The organism is Streptomyces sp. NPDC001401, assembly GCF_042895385.1.
GTDB lineage: Bacteria > Actinomycetota > Actinomycetes > Streptomycetales > Streptomycetaceae > Streptomyces.
Genome location: NZ_JBIAWI010000015.1, coordinates 225,529 through 244,885 on the forward strand (window position 1 = coordinate 225,529; position 19,357 = coordinate 244,885).

A 19,357-nucleotide genomic window follows, 5' to 3' on the forward strand; every position below is an offset into this window, starting at 1 on the left:
ACCTCAACACTCACCGAGACCCCTCACCGGCCGGCACCCCCACCACGCCCACCCAACCCACCCCTCACGACAGCTCCCCCCGCCCCTGCCGAGGCAGGCCCAGCTCCGCCGCCGCAGCCGAGTTGCAGTACTCCCGTACCGCGCTCGTCCGCGCCACCACCCGCCCCCGATGTACCACGATGCGGCTGTACGCCAGCGACAACGCCCCCGCCAGCCGGTCGCCGCGCAGGGCCAGCAACTCGGCCGGGAAACCCGCCTCCAAGCGCACCTCGGGCAGCCCCATGACCGACCGCGCCGAGGAGCTCACCGCGTCGTACGAGTCCTCGGGCCGCAGCCCGTACCGGGAAGCCAGCAGGTAGGCCGCCTCCAAGGGGTCCCCGCGTCCCACCGGGTTCGACATGTCGCGCAGGGCGCCGCTGCCCGCGGCCACCCGTACGCCGGCCGCCCGCAGCAGCCGTACCGGAGCCGTCTCGCGCCGGTCGGTGCCGCCGCAGCCGCCCTGAGGCAGACACACCACCGTCACCCCGGCCGCCGCGAGCTGGTCGGCGGTGCGCCGGGCCGTCTCGGCGGGCAGGCGGCCGAGGCCGCCGCACGGTCCGAGCGTCACCCCGGGACGCAGCCCGCCGGCCATCGCGACGATACGGGCCAGGCGCGCCGGATCGGCGGCGTCGGTGTGCAGGTCGACAGGGCAGCCGTGTTCGGAGGCGACCTCGAGGACCGCCTCCACGTATCCGGTCGGATCCGGGTCCAGGTCCGGACAGCCGCCCACCACCGAGGCACCCATCTTCAGGGCGTCCCGCAGCATCGCCAGCCCGTCCGCACCGGCCACGCCGGTCAGCATGCGCGGCATCGCCACGGCCGTCAGTTCCGTCAGCCCGCGCAGTGAACGCCGCGCCTGCAGTACGGCGGCCAGCGCGCCCAGCCCCTGAACGTCGCCCACGCGCACGTGTGCCCGCACCGCGGTCGCCCCGTGCCCCAGCTGCAACAGCGCCGCCTCGGTGGCCCGGCGCTGCACGTCCTGGGGCTCGTACGAGGCCGGACCGTCGTCCTCGGCGGACAGCGCGGTGTCCCCGTGCGCGTGCGGTTCGGCCGGGGCCGGCAGCAGCAGATAGCCGCTGAGATCCACCCGCATGCCGCAGTCCCGCATTCCGCCGGCAGCCAGGCTGCCGGCCGTGCCGACCGCCTCGATGCGCCCGCCGCCCAGCCGTACGTCCACGGTCCGGCCGTCGGTCAGCCGGGCCCCGCACAGCAGCAGGGCGGTCGGGTCGCCCACCCGTCCCGAGGAATCCGAAGAACCCGAGGAACCCGAGGAGGAGGACGAGCCCGACGAGGACGACGACGAGTGGGGTGGCTGCGGCTGGCTGTCGGGCATCGCACTCCAGGGGCTCGGGGGCTGCGCAGGGGGACGCAAGATCACGCAGAGTGAGTCGAGCCTAGGGCGGCGATCTGCTCGTGTCGGGGAGGAGCGCAATAGTCGTACCGGTGTGGTCCGCCGTATCGGAGCGGCTTCGGTGGCGCGTGGGAGAGCCGGGAAACGGGCCGGGGCAGGGGCCGGGAGCGTCCCTGGAACAGGCCGGGACGGGGGCCGCGAAACGGATTTGGGTGAACGGCGGCCGAGCGTGTAATGTCTTCATCGCTCGCCCCAATAGCTCAGTCGGCAGAGCGTCTCCATGGTAAGGAGAAGGTCTACGGTTCGATTCCGTATTGGGGCTCTGGTGTGTGAGGTTCCCGTCGCAAGGCGGGAACGGATCGCATCACAGCGGTGTAGCTCAGTCGGTAGAGCAAGCGGCTCATAATCGCTGTGTCACCGGTTCAAGTCCGGTCACCGCTACTGACAGTAGCCGATTGTGGGGTCGGTCCTTCGATCGGCTACTCTTCTATGCGTTAAACCATCCCATCCGTTCGTCAAGGAGCACTCACGTGGCTGCCACCGACGTCCGCCCGAAGATCACGCTGGCCTGCGTGGAGTGCAAGGAGCGGAACTACATCACCAAGAAGAACCGGCGTAACAACCCGGACCGACTGGAGATGAAGAAGCACTGCCCGCGTTGCAACGCGCACACCGCGCACCGCGAAACGCGATAAATCAGGCTCGTACGCGAGGCCGCCCCCACTGTTCGGGGGCGGCCTCGCGTCGTTTCAGCCCCGGTTACCGGCCGGTTCCGGCCGATTACAGGGCGTCCGGAGCAGATATCCGGCGGGTATCCGCAGACATCAGCACGCAGACATCAGGAGGTGCCGAGCCATGGCGCTCGACCAGTCCTTCGTGGGGCGGAGCTACCCGCCCACCGAGCCCTATGAGGTGGGCCGGGAGAAGATCCGTGAGTTCGCGGAGGCGGTGGGGGACGCCAACCCGGTGTACACGGACCCGGAGGCCGCCAAGGCGCTCGGCCACCCCGATGTGATCGCCCCGCCGACCTTCGTCTTCGCGATCACCTTCAAGGCCGCGGGGCAGGTCGTCCAGGACCCGCAGCTCGGCCTGGACTACAGCCGCGTCGTACACGGTGACCAGAAGTTCGCCTACGTCCGCCCGGTGCGCGCCGGCGACCGGCTCACCGTCACGTCGACCATCGAGGCCATCAAGTCCCTGGCCGGCAATGACATTCTGGACATCCGTGGCGAAGTTCACGACGAGGCCGGCGAGCACGTCGTAACCGCCTGGACGAAGCTCGTCGCGCGCGCGGCAGAGGAGGCGTGAGGAAGAGGATGACGGCGAAGATCGCTTACGACGGCGTCGAGGTCGGCACCGAACTGCCCGCCCAGACCTTCCCCGTGACACGCGCCACGCTCGTCCAGTACGCCGGCGCCTCCGGGGACTTCAACCCCATCCACTGGAACGAGAAGTTCGCCAAGGAGGTCGGACTGCCGGACGTCATCGCGCACGGCATGTTCACCATGGCCGAGGCGATCCGGGTGGTCACCGACTGGACCGGCGACCCGGGTGCGGTCGTCGAGTACGGCGTCCGCTTCACCAAGCCCGTCGTCGTCCCGAACGACGACCAGGGTGCCGTCATCGAGGTTAGCGCCAAGGTGGCCGCCAAGCTCGACGACAACACGGTCCGCGTGGACCTCACGGCGACCAGCGCCGGGCAGAAGGTGCTGGGTATGTCGCGGGCGGTCGTACGGCTGGCCTGAGGAGCGACCTGGGTGTAAGGGGCGTTCTCCATTCTCGCGCCGTTCTTCTGCGCTCATCCTGGCCATGGAAGTACTTCGCCCCGGCCGCCAACCTGGTGATGTCCAGCGTCCGTGCCAAGGAGCAGGGCATTGCCTCCGGGGCCAACAACGCGCTGCGTGAGGTGGGCGGTGCGCTGGGCATCGCGATCATGTCGTCGATCTTCTCGGCGCAGGGTGGCTACGAGTCCGGGCAGGCCTTTGTGGACGGCTTGCAGCCCGCGCTGGTCACCGGGTCCGCGGTGGTGGCCGTTGCCGCCGTAGCGGCCCTGCTCATCCCGAGGAGGCATACCTCGCAGGCCACTGCGGTCACGCCGGCCGAGGAACCGACGTCGGCCCTGGAACCCGTCGCAGGCTGAACACACGACGACGAAACGGCTCCGTCCGCAAGGGTGGGGCCGTTTTCGCGTGCTGCGGCGTGGAGGCTGAGGCAGGGGTGGCATCGCTCACCCGCGCTTGCGGGGTGCCGCCTGCGCCCACCCGTGCCGCCCCAGCGGCACGACTGCCCGCAGGCTACGCATGGGGGAGGAGGGCACCCGCACCCGCCCACGCCCGGAAGGGGACGTGGCGGGGGGTGTCCGCCCGCAGCGGCCGGCGTCAGCCGCCGGGCACCGCGGCAACGAACGGCAACCGCCGGACCGAGGACGGACACCCCCCGGCGCGGCCCCGACCCACGACGAGGCGGCAGGCGCCGCACACCCCCACCGAACCCGCGCAGGCGGCCGCAGGCATCGCACCCCCACCGAACCCGCGCAGGCGGCCGCAGGCATCGCCCCCCCACCGAACCCGCGCAGGCCGCCGCAGGCGTCGCACCCCCTGTCAGTGGCGTCTCGTACTCTTGGGCCCGTGCAGGAACTCCACGACGCCCCCCTCGCCCCGCTGACCACCTTCCGGCTGGGCGGCCCAGCGACCCGTCTGATCACCGCCACCACCGACGCCGAGGTGATCGCCGCCGTCCGCGAGGCCGACGACACCGGCACACCGCTGCTGCTGATCGGCGGCGGTTCGAACCTGGTCATCGGCGACAAGGGCTTCGCGGGCACCGCGCTCGTCATCGCGACCAAGGGCTTCGACCTCGACGGCAGGCGCCTGGAGCTCGCGGCCGGCGAGGTGTGGACCGACGCCGTCGCCCGCACGGTCGAGGCCGGACTCGCCGGCATCGAGTGCCTGGCCGGCATCCCGGGCTCGGCCGGCGCGACTCCCATCCAGAACGTGGGGGCGTACGGCCAGGAGGTCTCCTCGACCATCACCGAAGTGATCGCCTACGACCGCCACACGCGCGAGACGGTCACCGTCCCGAACGCCGACTGCGCCTTCTCGTACCGCCACAGCCGCTTCAAGGCCGACCCCGAGCGCTACGTCGTCCTGCGCGTCCGCTTCGAACTGGAGGACGCGGACGGGCTCTCCGGCCCCGTCAAGTACGCCGAGACGGCCCGCGCCCTCGGCGTCGAGCCCGGCGACCGCGTCCCGCTGGCCGCGGCCCGCGAGACCGTCCTGAAGCTGCGCTCCGGCAAGGGCATGGTCCTGGACCCCGAGGACCACGACACCTGGTCGGCCGGTTCCTTCTTCACCAACCCGATCCTCACCGACGAGCAGTTCGCCGCGTTCCACGCGCGCGTGCAGCAGCGGCTCGGCGACGGCGTGCAGCCGCCCGCATACCCGGCGGGGGAGGGGCACACCAAGACCTCCGCGGCCTGGCTGATCGACAAGGCGGGCTTCACCAAGGGTTACGGCACCGGCCCCGCCCGCATCTCCACCAAGCACACCCTCGCCCTCACCAACCGTGGCGAAGCCACCACGGAGGACCTGCTCGCACTCGCCCGCGAGGTCGTCACCGGAGTCCGCGAGGCCTTCGGCATCACCCTGGTCAACGAGCCGGTGACAATCGGGGTCAGCCTCTAGGACCCGCACGGGAGGGCCTCAGTACGCCACGCCCACCCCCTGCTTCACCGTCCCCGGATCGCCGGCCATCGCCAGCATCGCGTGCGCCACATCCGCCCGCCCGATGAAGCGGCCCTTCGCCGGGAAGCCGCCGACCACGGTCCGGTACGCGCCCGTGACCGGCTTGTTCTGCAGCCGAGGAGGCCGTACGGCCGTCCAGTCCGTGGTGCTGGCGGCCAACTCGGCCTCCATGGCGCTCAGATCGGCGTAGACGTCCTTGAGCAGCGCGGAGACGATGCCGCGCGCCGCACGGTCGAGCGGACCGTCCAACTCGGGCGGCGGGCCGACCGGCCCCGCGCTCACCACGAGCAGCCGCCGCACCCCCTCCGCCTCCATGGCGCCCAGCACCGTGCGCGTGAGCCGGGTCGCGACCCCCGCCTCCTTGCGGCCGCGCGCACCGAGCCCCGACAGGACCACGTCCCGGCCGGCCACCGCGGGGCGCACCGCCTCCGGGTCGGTCAGGTCGTCCCGGAACACCTCCAGGCGGTCGCCCGTCACGGACAGCCGCGCGGGATCCCGTACGACTGCGGTGACCTCGTGACCCGCGGCCAGGGCCTGTCGGACGACTTCCCGGCCAATGCCGCCGGTGGCGCCGAAAACGGTGAGTTTCATGGGTACTCCCGTGGTCGTAGATGGTGGGTGAGTATTCACTCACCTATCTCCCACTAGAGTGAGCAAGCACTCACCCACCCGTCAAGCCCGATTGGACGACACATGGAAACGAAGCCGGCCCGTGTCCGCATCCTCGATGCCGCTCACGAGCTGATGCTCACCGTCGGGCTGGCCCGCGCCACCACCAAGGAGATCGCCAAGACGGCCGGCTGCTCCGAGGCCGCGCTCTACAAGTACTTCGCGAACAAGGAAGAGCTGTTCATCCGCGTCCTCGCGGAGCGCCTGCCTCAGTTGACGCCACTGCTGCGCAGCCTGGCCGCCGAGCCCGGACAGAGCACGCTGGAGGAGAACCTGACCGAGATCGCCCGCCAGGCCGCCCTCTTCTACGAGCAGAGCTTCCCGATCGCCGCGTCCCTGTACGCCGAGACCCAGCTCAAGCGACGGCACGACGACGTGATGCGCCAGATGGGAACGGGGCCGCACAAGCCGATCCAGGGCGTGGACACATACCTGCGGGCCGAGCAGGAACTCGGCCGGGTCAGCCTCGACGCGGACACCTTCGCGGCCGCGTCGCTGCTGCTGGGCGCGTGTGTGCAGCGGGCCTTCGCCTACGACGCGACGCGAGAGGCGGTGCGTCCGCCGGTGGACGAGTTCGCCCAGCGGCTGGCGCGAACCCTGCTGGCAGGCATCGCCGACTGACCTGAGTCGGCCAACCAGCCGGCCGGCCTAGGCCAGCCAGTCGTCAACCCCGGCCAACAGCTTCGCCTGCACATCCTCCGGTGCCGCCGAAGCCCGTACCGACTGGCGGGCCAGTTCCGCCAACTCCTCGTCCGTGAAGGCGTGGTGGCGGCGGGCGATGTCGTACTGGGCGGCCAGCCGGGAACCGAACAGGAGCGGGTCGTCGGCGCCCAGGGCCATCGAGACACCCGCGTCGTACAGCGTCCGCAGCGGGACGTCCTCGGGCTTCTCGTACACGCCCAGGGCCACGTTCGAGGCGGGGCAGACCTCACACGTCACACCCCGCTCCGCGAGCCGCTTCAGCAGCCGAGGATCCTCCGCCGCACGCACCCCGTGCCCGATCCGGTTCGCGTCCAGGTCGTCGAGACAGTCCCGTACCGACGAAGGGCCCGTCAGCTCGCCGCCGTGCGGGGCCGACAGCAGCCCGCCCTCGCGGGCGATCGCGAACGCCCGGTCGAAGTCCCTTGCCATGCCCCGGCGTTCGTCGTTGGACAGACCGAAGCCGACCACGCCCCGGTCGGCGTACCGCACGGCCAGCCGGGCCAGCGTGCGTGCGTCCAGGGGGTGCTTCATGCGGTTCGCGGCGACCAGCACCCGCATGCCCAGGCCCGTCTCCCGCATCGTCGTGTCCACCGCGTCCAGGATGATCTCCAGCGCCGGAATCAGACCGCCCAGACGAGGGGCGTACGAGGTCGGGTCGACCTGGATCTCCAGCCACCCCGAGCCGTCCTTCAGATCCTCCTCGGCGGCCTCCCGCACCAGCCGCTGGATGTCCTCGGGTTCCCTGACGCACGAGCGCGCCGCGTCGTAGAGCCGCTGGAAGCGGAACCAGCCCCGCTCGTCCGTCGCCCGCAGCTTCGGCGGCTCCCCGCTGGTCAGCGCCTCGGTCAGCGCTTCGGGCAGTCGCACACCGTACTTGTCTGCCAGCTCCAGCACGGTGGTGGGCCGCATCGACCCGGTGAAGTGCAGATGCAGATGGGCCTTCGGCAGCTCAGAGACATCACGTACACGCTCCATTCCAGGATCCTGCCGTACGTCCCTGCCGTCCCGGTAGCGGATTCCCCGTACGTGGTCTTGCTCGCACAAAGAAACAGGGCCTTGCCCACTCGTCGTGAGTGGGCAAGGCCCTGCACGCGTGCGTGGACGTCAGTCCTGCGCCTCCGCCAGCAGCTTCTGGATCCGGCTGACGCCCTCGACGAGATCCTCGTCACCCAGGGCGTAGGACAGCCGCAGATAACCGGGCGTACCGAACGCCTCGCCCGGGACGACCGCGACCTCGGCCTCCTCCAGGATCAGCGCGGCCAGCTCGACCGTGTCCTGCGGGCGCTTGCCGCGGATCTCCTTGCCGAGCAGGCCCTTGACCGACGGGTACGCGTAGAAGGCGCCCTCGGGCTCCGGGCAGACGACGCCGTCGATCTCGTTGAGCATGCGGACGATCGTCTTGCGGCGGCGGTCGAAGGCCTCACGCATCTTCGCCACGGCGTCCAGGTCACCGGAGACGGCCGCCAGCGCCGCGACCTGTGCGACATTCGACACGTTCGACGTGGCGTGCGACTGCAGGTTGGTCGCGGCCTTGACCACGTCCTTCGGGCCGATGACCCAGCCCACGCGCCAGCCCGTCATCGCATACGTCTTCGCGACCCCGTTGACCACGACGCACTTGTCGCGCAGCTCGGGCAGCAGCGCAGGCAGGGACACGGAGACCGCATCGCCGTAGACCAGGTGCTCGTAGATCTCGTCGGTCAACACCCACAGACCGTGCTCGACGGCCCAGCGGCCGATCGCCTCGGTCTCGGCCTCGGAGTACACCGCGCCGGTCGGGTTGGACGGCGACACGAAGAGGACGACCTTGGTCTTCTCCGTGCGGGCGGCCTCGAGCTGTTCGACCGAGACGCGGTAACCCGTGGTCTCGTCCGCGACGACCTCCACGGGAACGCCGCCGGCCAGACGGATCGACTCCGGGTACGTCGTCCAGTACGGCGCCGGGACGATGACCTCGTCGCCCGGGTCGAGGATCGCGGCGAAGGCCTCGTAGATGGCCTGCTTGCCGCCGTTGGTCACCAGGATCTGCGAGACGTCCGGCTCCCAGCCGGAGTCGCGCAGCGTCTTCGCGGCGATCGCGGCCTTCAGCTCCGGCAGACCGCCGGCCGGCGTGTACCGGTGGTACTTCGGGTTCTTGCACGCCTCGATGGCGGCTTCGACGATGTAGTCCGGGGTCGGGAAGTCGGGCTCGCCGGCGCCGAAGCCGATCACCGGACGCCCGGCGGCCTTGAGGGCCTTGGCCTTGGCGTCCACGGCGAGGGTGGCGGACTCGGAGATCGCGCCGACTCGGGCGGAGACCCGGCGCTCGGTGGGAGGGGTTGCAGCGCTCATGGGCCCCATCGTTTCAGACCGGAAACGACCCCGGCACGCGGGTTTCACAGACTGAACATGTGCGGGTCGACCACTGAACACCTGTCCGGAATCAGCCAGTGGCCTGGGTGATCTTCCATCGGTTTTCCGGCGATCTTCCTCCGCCAAGGCCCCTACGGGCGCTTTCTGTTCGACGATGCGCTCCGGACCACGTACACTCTCACCTCGTTGGCCATCAACTGCCGCGCCGCAGACGGTGCACACCGAGCACCCGGTCGGATGCGGTACGTTGGGGGACACACAAAGGGTCGTAGCTCAATTGGTAGAGCACCGGTCTCCAAAACCGGCGGTTGGGGGTTCAAGTCCCTCCGGCCCTGCTACACACACCTTCGCCAGGATGTGTGCGCATGTACGTACAGCAATGCAACGCCGTGCGGCTCAGACCGGGCGCGGCACGGCCACGACCCGGGAACAGGTGAGGACGAATGGCGGACGCCGTGGGCTCCATCGACACGCCTGATGCCCAGGACGAGGCGCAGGAGTCACAGAAGAAGGCCCGCAAGGGCGGCAAGCGGGCCAAGAAGGGCCCGTTCAAGAGGCTTGCCCTCTTCTACCGCCAGGTCATCGCAGAGCTCCGCAAGGTCGTCTGGCCCACGCGTAACCAGCTGACGTCGTACACGACCGTGGTGATCTTCTTCGTCACCGTCATGATCGCCCTGGTGACCGTGATTGACTATGGGCTCAACCACGCGGCCAAGTACGTCTTCGGCTGAGCCGAGAGCGAAGGGCGCCGAGGTACCCGGCGCCCCTTTCGCATGTTCCACCCCTATGTATCCAGGAAGAAGCAGCCACCGTGTCTGACACGAACCTGAACGACGACGCCATCGAGCCGGACGAGTCCGTGGACGACGAGCTCGACATCGTCGAGGGCGCGGACGAACAGGACGAGTTCGAGGCTGCCGAGGCCGAGGCGGGGGAGCCGGCCGAGGAGGCCGCCCTCCAGGTCGTGGACGAGGAAGAGCTCGCCGAGGAGGCCGTCGAGGAGGAGCCCGAGCCGGTCGACCCGGTCGAGGCCCTCCGCGAGGAGCTGCGCTCCCTGCCCGGCGAGTGGTACGTCATCCACACCTACGCCGGTTACGAGAACCGCGTGAAGACCAACCTGGAGCAGCGCGCCGTCTCGCTGAACGTCGAGGACTACATCTTCCAGGCCGAGGTGCCGCAGGAAGAGGTCGTCCAGATCAAGAACGGCGACCGCAAGACGATCAAGCAGAACAAGCTCCCGGGCTACGTTCTCGTCCGCATGGACCTGACGAACGAGTCCTGGGGTGTCGTCCGCAACACTCCTGGCGTCACCGGCTTCGTGGGCAACGCCTACGACCCGTACCCGCTGACCCTGGACGAGATCGTCAAGATGCTCGCCCCGGAGGCCGAGGAGAAGGCCGCCCGCGAGGCCGCCGAGGCCGAGGGCAAGCCCGCCCCGCAGCGCAAGGTCGAGGTCCAGGTGCTGGACTTCGAGGTCGGCGACTCGGTCACCGTCACCGACGGCCCCTTCGCCACGCTCCAGGCGACCATCAACGAGATCAACCCCGACTCGAAGAAGGTCAAGGGCCTGGTGGAGATCTTCGGCCGCGAGACGCCGGTCGAGCTCTCCTTCGACCAGATCCAGAAGAACTAGAAGAACTGGCAGCTTCTGGACGCACCGCTTCCGCGCAGGTCAGGCGGGCTCTCGTAGCCGGTCTGACCTGCTCGGTTTTTAGCCGCGCATCCATACCCGTTATCGTTGTGCGGTATGCCTTCATCCGGGACGCGACCCGGGCGGAGGCACGCCTCAATCGAAAGGACCCGGAGAGCAATGCCTCCCAAGAAGAAGAAGGTCACGGGGCTCATCAAGCTCCAGATCAACGCCGGTGCGGCGAACCCGGCTCCGCCGGTCGGCCCCGCGCTGGGTCAGCACGGCGTCAACATCATGGAGTTCTGCAAGGCGTACAACGCCGCGACCGAGTCGCAGCGTGGCTGGGTGATCCCGGTGGAGATCACGGTCTACGAGGACCGTTCCTTCACCTTCGTCACCAAGACGCCGCCGGCCGCGAAGATGATCCTCAAGGCCGCGGGTGTGGAGAAGGGCTCCGGCGAGCCGCACAAGACCAAGGTCGCCAAGATCACCGAGGCGCAGGTCCGCGAGATCGCCCAGACCAAGCTCCCCGACCTCAACGCCAACGACCTGGACGCCGCGTCGAAGATCATCGCCGGCACCGCCCGTTCCATGGGCATCACGGTCGAGGGCTGAGCCCCAATCCCCCAGCAGTAGAAGTGGCAGGGCCTGCTCGGCCCGAACCACGACTCCTCAAGAACACACAGGAGCAGTAGTGAGCAAGCGCAGCAAGTCTCTCCGCGCTGCGGACGCCAAGGTCGACCGGGACAAGCTCTACGCCCCGCTCGAGGCCGTCCGTCTCGCCAAGGAGACCTCCACGACCAAGTTCGACGGCACCGTCGAGGTCGCCTTCCGCCTGGGTGTCGACCCGCGCAAGGCCGACCAGATGGTCCGTGGCACCGTGAACCTTCCGCACGGCACCGGTAAGACCGCCCGGGTCCTGGTCTTCGCGACCGGTGACCGTGCTGCGGCCGCGGAGGCCGCCGGCGCCGACATCGTCGGCTCCGACGAACTGATCGACGAGGTCTCGAAGGGCCGCCTGGACTTCGACGCCGTCGTCGCCACCCCGGACCTCATGGGCAAGGTCGGCCGCCTCGGCCGTGTGCTCGGTCCCCGTGGTCTCATGCCGAACCCCAAGACCGGCACCGTGACCCCGGACGTGGCGAAGGCCGTCAACGACATCAAGGGCGGCAAGATCGAGTTCCGCGTCGACAAGCACTCGAACCTGCACTTCATCATCGGCAAGGTGTCCTTCGACGACACCAAGCTGGTGGAGAACTACGCGGCGGCGCTGGAGGAGATCCTCCGTCTGAAGCCGTCCGCCGCCAAGGGTCGCTACATCAAGAAGGCCGCGATCAGCACCACGATCGGCCCCGGCATTCCGGTCGACTCCAACCGCACCCGCAACCTCCTCGTCGAGGAGGACCCGGCCGCCGTCTGATCCGACGGCAGTCGCGCGTACGCGTAACTGAGGCGAGCCCCGCAACCTTTCGAGGTGCGGGGCTCGTTCCTTTCCCGGACGTGTGTCAGTGCCCTGCGTTAGCGTGCGGGCACGGCAATCGCACAGGGGTGGGGGACGAATGAAGAGCACGACCGTGCGCCGCGTGAGCCTTTCGATCGCGGTGGTGACCGCGCTGTCGGGGGTGGCCGCCTGCAGCTCCTCGGACTCCTCCGGCAAGGGCGACAAGGCCTCCGGCAAGGGCGCGACGCACATCAGCCCCATAGCGGCCCTGCGCACCGCCGAGAAGTCCACCGACGGCGCCGACTCCGCCAAGGTCGAGTCCACGACCACCCTGGGCTCCGTGATGTCCATGAAGGCCGACGGCGCCCTCGGCTGGGGGAACGGCATCACCGGCACCGTGACGATCACGTACACCGGTGGCACGGCGGCCGACCTGATGCGCCGGCTCGGCAGCACGTCGATGGAGGCCCGCTACCTCCCTGACGCCTACTACGCGAAGATGGGCGACAAGTTCGCCCAGCAGTCGGGCGGCAAGCACTGGATCAGGTACGGGTACTCCGACCTGGAGGGTCTCGCCGGCGCATCCGGTACGGCCCTCAAGGACCAGATGCAGAACACCACGCCCAACCAGTCGGTGAAGCTCCTGCTGGCCTCCGGTGACGTCAAGAAGGCCGGCACGGAGAAGGTGCGCGGCGTGAACACCACGCACTACTCCGGCACGGTGGATGTCGCGGGCCTCACCGCCAAGAACACCGATCTCAGCGCGAGCCAGCTCGCCGCGCTGAAGAAGCAGCTCACCAAGGCCGGCGTGACCACCGAGACCGTCGACATCTGGGTCGACGGCCAGAACCTGCTGGTCAAGAAGGCCGAGAAGGGCCAGACAGCGAACGGCGCCTACACCCAGACCGCGTACTACAGCGACTACGGCGTGAAGGTCTCCGCCACCAAGCCGCCGGCCGGCGACACCGAGGACTTCAAGCAGCTGCTGAAGAAGCAGGGGATGACACCGGGCAGCAGCGACACCTCGAGCGGGTCCGACAGCACCTCTTGAGGCCAGGGGGCTCCTGATGCCGGCGGGAATACAGAAGACTCCTGCAACCTCCTGGGGCTAGGCTCTCGTCCTTGTTGTGTATCGGCCATGCATTTCCTTTGGGGGGAATCAAATGGGGTCTTCTGTACGTGGTTCAGCGCGCCGTAGAGCGACGGGCGCCGGGCTTGCCGCCCTGCTGCTCGCCGGGGGAGCCGTCGGCTGTCAGAAGGGCGCAGCGGACAAGTCGCCCGCGATGACGCCCGCTGCGGCCGTCGCCAAGGCGGCGAAGAACAGCGAGGGCATCACGTCCCTGCGCTACAAGATGGCGGGCAAGGTCCCGGGCGAGGGCCGGGTCTCCGGCGAGGCCGCGATGAGCATGAAGCCGCTGGCCATGAGCATGAAGATGACGGCCCAGGACCAGGCCACCAAGGGCCCGGTCGAGATCCGTCTCGTCGACAAGGCCATGTACATCGGCGGGAACGCGCAGATGGCCAAGGAGATGGACGGCAAGAGCTGGATCAAGTTCGACCTGTCCGCGCTCGGCGCGGGCAAGGAGCTGAACGCGGATCAGTTGGGCGCCGGCCAGGCCGAGAAGAACCCCGCGAGCGAGTCCACCTTCCTCACCGGCTCCAAGGACGTGAAGAAGGTCGGCACCGAGACCGTCGACGGCGTGAAGACCACCCACTACAGGGGCACGGTCACCGTCGACGCCCTCAAGGCCTCCCTCAAGGGCGGGAACAAGACCGTCCGGGAGCAGCGGGAGAAGAGCCTCGAGCAGTACAAGAAGATGGGCATCGACTCGATGACCATGGACATGTGGGTCGACGGCGACGACCACACCAAGCAGTTCCGGATGCGCGGCGAGGCCGACAAGGGCCCGCTCGACATGACGATCACCTTCCTCGACATCAACCAGCCGGTGAAGGTCACCGCCCCGCCGGCCAAGGAGACGGCCGACCTCGCCGAGATGCTGAAGGGCGCGCAGAGCTGAGCCGTAGGACCGGATTTGCTTGACGGCGATCCGGTCACGTACCCTCCTGGAGAAGCCAAAGACCGCTGGTCGTTGCCGTGCGCTCCTGGAGGGTGCGGTGGCCGAAGGATCCGCTGAACTGCGGACGACCCGCGCAGGTGACTGTGGAAGTGCTCCCGGAGTTCGCAGCTTGTGCTGTGAGTGCCCGGTCGAGCTACGCCCCGTGCGCCTGCGCCGGGGCGTTTCGTTTCCCCAGCCCCTTCCGAGCGGTCGTCATCACCCGGAAGGAGGCCGACGCTCATGGCAAGGCCCGACAAGGCTGCCGCGGTAGCCGAGCTCACGGACCAGTTCCGCAGCTCGAACGCCGCCGTGCTGACCGAGTACCGGGGTCTCACCGTGGCGCAGCTCAAGACGCTGCGTCGTTCGCTCGGTGAGAACGCCCAGTACGCCGTGGTGAAGAACACGCTGACCAAGATTGCGGCCAACGAGGCCGGGATCAACACGCTCGACGACCTGTTCAACGGTCCGACGGCGGTCGCCTTCATCACCGGTGACCCGGTGGAGTCGGCGAAGGGTCTTCGTGACTTCGCCAAGGACAACCCGAACCTCGTCATCAAGGGCGGTGTCCTTGACGGCAAGGCGCTGTCCGCCGACGAGATCAAGAAGCTTGCGGACCTCGAGTCCCGCGAGGTTCTGCTCGCCAAGCTGGCGGGCGCCCTGAAGGGCAAGCAGACGCAGGCTGCTCAGGTCTTCCAGGCGCTCCCGTCGAAGCTCGTCCGCACCGTGGACGCGCTTCGCGCCAAGCAGGACGAGCAGGGCGGTGCCGAGTAACTCGGCTCGCGCATTGACCGCCGCCTGAGGCGACGGTCACAGCGGGCCGAACGTACGCCCGCCAGACATGTACACACCGGCACCAGCCGAAATTAGTGAAGGGAAGCCATCGTGGCTCTCACCCAGGACGAACTGCTCGCCGAGTTCGAGGGCATGACCCTCATCCAGCTCTCCGAGTTCGTGAAGGCGTTCGAGGAGAAGTTCGACGTCACCGCCGCCGCCGCGGTCGCCGTTGCCGGCCCGGCCGGTCCGGCCGCCCCGGCCGAGGCTGCCGAGGAGAAGGACGAGTTCGACGTCATCCTCACCGGCGCCGGCGACAAGAAGATCCAGGTCATCAAGGTCGTGCGTGAGCTGACCTCCCTGGGTCTGAAGGAGGCCAAGGACCTCGTGGACGGCGCCCCGAAGCCCGTTCTCGAGAAGGTCGCCAAGGACGCCGCCGAGAAGGCCGCCGAGTCCCTCAAGGGCGCCGGCGCCTCCGTCGAGGTCAAGTAACACCTCTCAGGCCCACCGGGCCTGTAACGCTCAAGCGCTGAAGAGCGATCATCCATCCGGGTGGTCGCTCTTCGGCGTTCCTGGGCGTCGGGCGGTGGCTGCCTTGCACCCGCGGGTGTGCGGAGTATGGTGATCTTCGTCGTTGCTCCAAGCACCCCAGGTGGTATGTGGTTTGGGCCATGGGGGCCTTGACGAACCGCACGCAGCGCGCAATTCTCAGGACGCGTCGTCACAAGGATCCGAATCCGAGGCATGGATCGACGACGAAGAGGGCAGTATCAACGTGCATTGAGGGCGTGGGCTTGCCGCAGGTGTTGAGAACAACGAGGGTCTCAGAAAACCGGGGCTGGACATCAGTGTGCCGAGTGGCTACACTGACCCTTTGCGCTGCCTGTTAGCTGTCCCCTGCCCGTCACCAGGGGCATGCCCTCGCTTGAGCACCGACGATCAGAACGTCTCTGACTTGGCCTTTCGGCCAAATCAGGGGGTCCTGTCTCTGTGTGCAGGAGAGGGACCGGTACGCGCGTAGTGAGTCCGAGCCCTCGGAAGGACCCCCTCTTGGCCGCCTCGCGCACTGCCTCGACCGCGAATACGAACAACGGCGCCAGCACCGCCCCGCTGCGCATCTCCTTTGCAAAGATCAAGGAGCCCCTCGAGGTTCCCAACCTGCTCGCGCTGCAGACCGAGAGCTTTGACTGGCTGCTCGGGAACACCGCCTGGCAGAGTCGGGTCGAGGCGGCTCTTGAGTCCGGTCAGGACGTCCCCACGAAGTCCGGTCTGGAGGAGATCTTCGAGGAGATCTCTCCGATCGAGGACTTCTCCGGGTCGATGTCGCTGACGTTCCGCGACCACCGTTTCGAGCCGCCGAAGAACAGCATCGACGAGTGCAAGGAGCGCGACTTCACGTACGCCGCTCCGCTCTTCGTGACGGCTGAGTTCACCAACAACGAGACCGGCGAGATCAAGTCGCAGACGGTCTTCATGGGCGACTTCCCGCTCATGACGAACAAGGGCACGTTCGTCATCAACGGCACCGAGCGTGTCGTGGTGTCGCAGCTGGTCCGTTCGCCCGGTGTCTACTTCGACTCCTCGATCGACAAGACGTCCGACAAGGACATCTTCTCCGCCAAGATCATCCCGTCCCGGGGTGCCTGGCTGGAGATGGAGATCGACAAGCGCGACATGGTCGGTGTGCGCATCGACCGCAAGCGCAAGCAGTCCGTGACCGTTCTGCTCAAGGCTCTCGGTTGGACGACCGAGCAGATCCTGGAGGAGTTCGGCGAGTACGAGTCGATGCGCGCCACCCTGGAGAAGGACCACACCCAGGGCCAGGACGACGCGCTGCTCGACATCTACCGCAAGCTGCGTCCGGGCGAGCCCCCGACCCGTGAGGCCGCGCAGACGCTGCTCGAGAACCTGTACTTCAACCCGAAGCGTTACGACCTCGCCAAGGTCGGCCGCTACAAGGTCAACAAGAAGCTCGGTGCGGACGCTCCGCTCGACGCGGGCATCCTGACCGTCGAGGACGTCATCTCGACGATCAAGTACCTGGTCAAGCTGCACGCCGGCGAGACCGAGACGACCGGCGACAGCGGCGGCACGATCGTCGTCGAGACCGACGACATCGACCACTTCGGCAACCGTCGTCTGCGCAGCGTCGGCGAGCTCATCCAGAACCAGGTCCGCACGGGTCTGGCTCGTATGGAGCGCGTCGTCCGTGAGCGCATGACGACTCAGGACGTCGAGGCGATCACGCCGCAGACCCTGATCAACATCCGGCCGGTCGTCGCCTCCATCAAGGAGTTCTTCGGCACCAGCCAGCTGTCGCAGTTCATGGACCAGAACAACCCGCTGTCGGGTCTCACCCACAAGCGCCGTCTGTCGGCTCTTGGCCCGGGTGGTCTCTCCCGTGAGCGGGCCGGCTTCGAGGTCCGTGACGTGCACCCGTCTCACTACGGCCGTATGTGCCCGATTGAGACCCCCGAAGGCCCGAACATCGGTCTGATCGGTTCGCTCGCCTCCTACGGCCGCGTCAACGCGTTCGGTTTCGTGGAGACGCCGTACCGCAAGGTCGTCGACGGTCAGGTCACCGACGAGGTGGACTACCTGACGGCCGACGAGGAGGACCGCTTCGTCATCGCGCAGGCCAACGCCACGCTCTCGGACGACATGCGGTTCGCCGAGAACCGTGTTCTCGTCCGCCGCCGTGGCGGTGAGGTCGACTACGTCGCCGGTGACGACGTGGACTACATGGATGTCTCGCCGCGCCAGATGGTGTCGGTCGCGACCGCCATGATCCCGTTCCTCGAGCACGACGACGCCAACCGTGCCCTCATGGGCGCGAACATGATGCGTCAGGCCGTGCCCCTGATTAAGTCCGAGTCCCCGCTCGTCGGCACCGGCATGGAGTACCGCTCCGCCGTCGACGCCGGCGACGTGGTCAAGGCCGAGAAGGCGGGTGTGGTCCAGGAGGTCTCCGCGGACTACATCACCACCGCCAACGACGACGGCACGTACATCACGTACCGCCTGGCCAAGTTCGCCCGCTCCAACCAGGGCACCTCGGTCAACCAGAAGGTCATCGTCAACGAGGGCGACCGGATCATCGAGGGCCAGGTCCTGGCCGACGGTCCGGCCACCCAGAACGGCGAGATGGCGCTGGGCAAGAACCTGCTCGTGGCGTTCATGCCGTGGGAGGGTCACAACTACGAGGACGCGATCATCCTGTCGCAGCGCCTCGTGCAGGACGACGTCCTCTCCTCGATCCACATCGAGGAGCACGAGGTCGACGCCCGTGACACCAAGCTCGGCCCCGAGGAGATCACCCGGGACATCCCGAACGTCTCCGAGGAGGTCCTCGCCGACCTCGACGAGCGCGGCATCATCCGTATCGGTGCCGAGGTCATCGCCGGCGACATCCTCGTCGGCAAGGTGACCCCCAAGGGTGAGACCGAGCTGACCCCCGAGGAGCGCCTGCTGCGCGCGATCTTCGGTGAGAAGGCCCGTGAGGTCCGTGACACCTCGCTGAAGGTGCCGCACGGCGAGACCGGCAAGGTCATCGGCGTCCGCGTCTTCGACCGCGAGGAGGGCGACGAGCTTCCCCCCGGTGTGAACCAGCTGGTGCGCGTGTACGTGGCGCAGAAGCGCAAGATCACCGACGGTGACAAGCTCGCCGGCCGTCACGGCAACAAGGGTGTCATCTCGAAGATCCTTCCGATCGAGGACATGCCGTTCCTCGAGGACGGAACTCCGGTCGACATCATCCTCAACCCGCTGGGTGTGCCGTCCCGAATGAACCCGGGACAGGTGCTGGAGATCCACCTCGGCTGGCTCGCCAGCCGCGGCTGGGACGTCTCCGGTCTCGCCGACGAGTGGGCGCAGCGCCTGCAGGTCATCGGCGCCGACCAGGTCGACCCGGGCACGAACGTCGCGACCCCCGTCTTCGACGGTGCGCGCGAGGACGAGCTCGCGGGTCTGCTGAACCACACCATCCCGAACCGCGACGGCGAGCGCATGGTGCTCCCGTCCGGCAAGGCGCCGCTGTTCGACGGCCGCTCCGGCGAGCCGTTCCCGGAGCCGATCTCGGTCGGCTACATGTACATCCTGAAGCTGCACCACCTGGTCGACGACAAGCTGCACGCGCGTTCGACCGGCCCGTACTCGATGATCACCCAGCAGCCGCTGGGTGGTAAGGCCCAGTTCGGTGGCCAGCGGTTCGGCGAGATGGAGGTGTGGGCGCTGGAGGCTTACGGCGCCGCGTACGCCCTCCAGGAGCTGCTGACCATCAAGTCCGACGACGTCACCGGCCGCGTGAAGGTCTACGAGGCCATCGTCAAGGGCGAGAACATCCCCGAGCCCGGCATCCCCGAGTCCTTCAAGGTGCTCATCAAGGAGATGCAGTCCCTGTGCCTCAACGTGGAGGTGCTGTCCTCGGACGGCATGTCCATCGAGATGCGCGACACCGACGAGGACGTCTTCCGCGCTGCGGAAGAGCTCGGCATCGACCTGTCCCGGCGCGAGCCGAGCAGCGTCGAAGAGGTCTGACGGGAGTCCGGCCGGAGGTCCTGGTGAGGAACCTCCGGCTGGCCCCTGGACCCCCGTTTCAGA

18 protein-coding genes, 3 tRNA genes and 1 pseudogene are annotated in these 19,357 nt (G+C 68.2%); 18 read left to right on the forward strand and 4 right to left on the reverse strand.

Annotated elements, in window-relative coordinates:
- Positions 1–64: 64 nt before the first annotated feature.
- A complete protein-coding gene (locus ACFY10_RS38745) occupies positions 65–1,372 on the reverse strand; it encodes an amidohydrolase family protein (protein ID WP_390670002.1) in 1,308 nt (435 codons plus the stop codon).
- A 267-nt stretch (positions 1,373–1,639) separates the two neighbouring features.
- Here ACFY10_RS38745 and ACFY10_RS38750 point away from each other — a divergent pair.
- The 7 genes and pseudogenes from ACFY10_RS38750 to ACFY10_RS38780 all read left to right on the forward strand — a co-directional run bounded on the left by ACFY10_RS38750 (position 1,640) and on the right by ACFY10_RS38780 (position 5,073).
- A tRNA-Thr gene (locus tag ACFY10_RS38750) sits at positions 1,640–1,712 on the forward strand.
- A gap of 46 nt (positions 1,713–1,758) precedes the next feature.
- Positions 1,759–1,831, forward strand: a tRNA-Met gene (locus tag ACFY10_RS38755).
- 89 nt (positions 1,832–1,920) lie between these two features.
- Positions 1,921–2,085: a 50S ribosomal protein L33 gene (gene rpmG, locus ACFY10_RS38760; protein WP_003948671.1), complete on the forward strand. Its 165-nt coding sequence runs from the start codon at positions 1,921–1,923 to the stop codon at positions 2,083–2,085.
- 160 nt (positions 2,086–2,245) lie between these two features.
- Positions 2,246–2,698 (forward strand): MaoC family dehydratase N-terminal domain-containing protein, encoded by a 453-nt coding sequence (locus ACFY10_RS38765; protein ID WP_390670003.1) that lies wholly within the window; start codon positions 2,246–2,248, stop codon positions 2,696–2,698.
- Positions 2,699–2,706: 8 nt separating this feature from the next.
- Positions 2,707–3,135, forward strand: a complete 429-nt coding sequence (locus ACFY10_RS38770; RefSeq protein WP_390670034.1) for a MaoC family dehydratase — start codon at positions 2,707–2,709, stop codon at positions 3,133–3,135.
- A 71-nt stretch (positions 3,136–3,206) separates the two neighbouring features.
- Positions 3,207–3,530: pseudogene (locus ACFY10_RS38775) on the forward strand (MFS transporter); the annotation flags it as partial.
- Between the two features lie 487 nt (positions 3,531–4,017).
- On the forward strand, positions 4,018–5,073 hold the full coding sequence (locus tag ACFY10_RS38780; RefSeq protein ID WP_390670004.1) for a UDP-N-acetylmuramate dehydrogenase: 1,056 nt from the start codon (positions 4,018–4,020) through the stop codon (positions 5,071–5,073).
- A gap of 18 nt (positions 5,074–5,091) precedes the next feature.
- On the opposite strand, the gene ACFY10_RS38785 is transcribed toward ACFY10_RS38780, so the two are convergent.
- Positions 5,092–5,724, reverse strand: coding sequence for an NAD(P)-dependent oxidoreductase (locus tag ACFY10_RS38785; protein ID WP_390670005.1), 633 nt, complete (start codon positions 5,722–5,724; stop codon positions 5,092–5,094).
- A 102-nt stretch (positions 5,725–5,826) separates the two neighbouring features.
- On the opposite strand from ACFY10_RS38785, the gene ACFY10_RS38790 reads away from it, so the two are divergent.
- The gene (locus ACFY10_RS38790; protein WP_390670006.1) at positions 5,827–6,423 is read left to right on the forward strand and encodes a TetR/AcrR family transcriptional regulator; all 597 of its coding nucleotides are present in this window, start codon (positions 5,827–5,829) and stop codon (positions 6,421–6,423) included.
- Between the two features lie 27 nt (positions 6,424–6,450).
- On the opposite strand, the gene ACFY10_RS38795 is transcribed toward ACFY10_RS38790, so the two are convergent.
- The gene (locus tag ACFY10_RS38795) at positions 6,451–7,479 is read right to left on the reverse strand and encodes an adenosine deaminase (protein ID WP_390670007.1); all 1,029 of its coding nucleotides are present in this window, start codon (positions 7,477–7,479) and stop codon (positions 6,451–6,453) included.
- 129 nt (positions 7,480–7,608) lie between these two features.
- The gene (locus ACFY10_RS38800) at positions 7,609–8,835 is read right to left on the reverse strand and encodes a pyridoxal phosphate-dependent aminotransferase (protein WP_390670008.1); all 1,227 of its coding nucleotides are present in this window, start codon (positions 8,833–8,835) and stop codon (positions 7,609–7,611) included.
- A gap of 283 nt (positions 8,836–9,118) precedes the next feature.
- On the opposite strand from ACFY10_RS38800, the gene ACFY10_RS38805 reads away from it, so the two are divergent.
- From ACFY10_RS38805 to rpoB, 10 genes are all read left to right on the forward strand, one after another.
- Positions 9,119–9,191: transfer RNA gene (locus ACFY10_RS38805), tRNA-Trp, on the forward strand.
- A 108-nt stretch (positions 9,192–9,299) separates the two neighbouring features.
- Positions 9,300–9,587: a preprotein translocase subunit SecE gene (secE, locus tag ACFY10_RS38810; protein ID WP_275775554.1), complete on the forward strand. Its 288-nt coding sequence runs from the start codon at positions 9,300–9,302 to the stop codon at positions 9,585–9,587.
- An 80-nt stretch (positions 9,588–9,667) separates the two neighbouring features.
- Positions 9,668–10,489, forward strand: a complete 822-nt coding sequence (gene nusG, locus ACFY10_RS38815) for a transcription termination/antitermination protein NusG (protein WP_390670009.1) — start codon at positions 9,668–9,670, stop codon at positions 10,487–10,489.
- Between the two features lie 177 nt (positions 10,490–10,666).
- Positions 10,667–11,101: a 50S ribosomal protein L11 gene (rplK, locus tag ACFY10_RS38820; RefSeq protein WP_037858373.1), complete on the forward strand. Its 435-nt coding sequence runs from the start codon at positions 10,667–10,669 to the stop codon at positions 11,099–11,101.
- Positions 11,102–11,180: 79 nt separating this feature from the next.
- Complete coding sequence (rplA, locus tag ACFY10_RS38825) at positions 11,181–11,906, forward strand: 50S ribosomal protein L1 (protein WP_275775550.1); 726 nt, start codon at positions 11,181–11,183, stop codon at positions 11,904–11,906.
- A 139-nt stretch (positions 11,907–12,045) separates the two neighbouring features.
- A complete protein-coding gene (locus tag ACFY10_RS38830; RefSeq protein ID WP_390670010.1) occupies positions 12,046–12,978 on the forward strand; it encodes a hypothetical protein in 933 nt (310 codons plus the stop codon).
- Positions 12,979–13,090: 112 nt separating this feature from the next.
- Positions 13,091–13,948, forward strand: coding sequence for a DUF1396 domain-containing protein (locus ACFY10_RS38835; protein ID WP_390670011.1), 858 nt, complete (start codon positions 13,091–13,093; stop codon positions 13,946–13,948).
- 279 nt (positions 13,949–14,227) lie between these two features.
- Positions 14,228–14,758 carry a 50S ribosomal protein L10 gene (gene rplJ, locus ACFY10_RS38840; protein ID WP_390670012.1) on the forward strand — a complete coding sequence of 177 codons (531 nt, stop codon included), beginning with the start codon at positions 14,228–14,230 and terminating at the stop codon, positions 14,756–14,758.
- 108 nt (positions 14,759–14,866) lie between these two features.
- On the forward strand, positions 14,867–15,250 hold the full coding sequence (rplL, locus tag ACFY10_RS38845; RefSeq protein WP_186281297.1) for a 50S ribosomal protein L7/L12: 384 nt from the start codon (positions 14,867–14,869) through the stop codon (positions 15,248–15,250).
- Positions 15,251–15,808: 558 nt separating this feature from the next.
- Positions 15,809–19,294: a DNA-directed RNA polymerase subunit beta gene (rpoB, locus tag ACFY10_RS38850; protein ID WP_390670013.1), complete on the forward strand. Its 3,486-nt coding sequence runs from the start codon at positions 15,809–15,811 to the stop codon at positions 19,292–19,294.
- Positions 19,295–19,357: the final 63 nt, after the last annotated feature.

Excerpts from the sequence above, each read along its gene's own strand:
- ACFY10_RS38745 (WP_390670002.1), bottom strand. The coding sequence starts at position 1,372 with ATGCCCGACAGCCAGCCGCAGCCACCCCACTCGTCGTCGTCCTCGTCG.
- ACFY10_RS38765 (WP_390670003.1), top strand. The coding sequence starts at position 2,246 with ATGGCGCTCGACCAGTCCTTCGTGGGGCGGAGCTACCCGCCCACCGAG.
- ACFY10_RS38770 (WP_390670034.1), top strand. The coding sequence starts at position 2,707 with ATGACGGCGAAGATCGCTTACGACGGCGTCGAGGTCGGCACCGAACTG.
- ACFY10_RS38785 (WP_390670005.1), bottom strand. The coding sequence starts at position 5,724 with ATGAAACTCACCGTTTTCGGCGCCACCGGCGGCATTGGCCGGGAAGTC.
- ACFY10_RS38790 (WP_390670006.1), top strand. The coding sequence starts at position 5,827 with ATGGAAACGAAGCCGGCCCGTGTCCGCATCCTCGATGCCGCTCACGAG.
- ACFY10_RS38795 (WP_390670007.1), bottom strand. The coding sequence starts at position 7,479 with ATGGAGCGTGTACGTGATGTCTCTGAGCTGCCGAAGGCCCATCTGCAT.
- ACFY10_RS38800 (WP_390670008.1), bottom strand. The coding sequence starts at position 8,835 with ATGAGCGCTGCAACCCCTCCCACCGAGCGCCGGGTCTCCGCCCGAGTC.
- secE (WP_275775554.1), top strand. The coding sequence starts at position 9,300 with ATGGCGGACGCCGTGGGCTCCATCGACACGCCTGATGCCCAGGACGAG.
- rplK (WP_037858373.1), top strand. The coding sequence starts at position 10,667 with ATGCCTCCCAAGAAGAAGAAGGTCACGGGGCTCATCAAGCTCCAGATC.
- ACFY10_RS38830 (WP_390670010.1), top strand. The coding sequence starts at position 12,046 with ATGAAGAGCACGACCGTGCGCCGCGTGAGCCTTTCGATCGCGGTGGTG.
- ACFY10_RS38835 (WP_390670011.1), top strand. The coding sequence starts at position 13,091 with ATGGGGTCTTCTGTACGTGGTTCAGCGCGCCGTAGAGCGACGGGCGCC.
- rplJ (WP_390670012.1), top strand. The coding sequence starts at position 14,228 with ATGGCAAGGCCCGACAAGGCTGCCGCGGTAGCCGAGCTCACGGACCAG.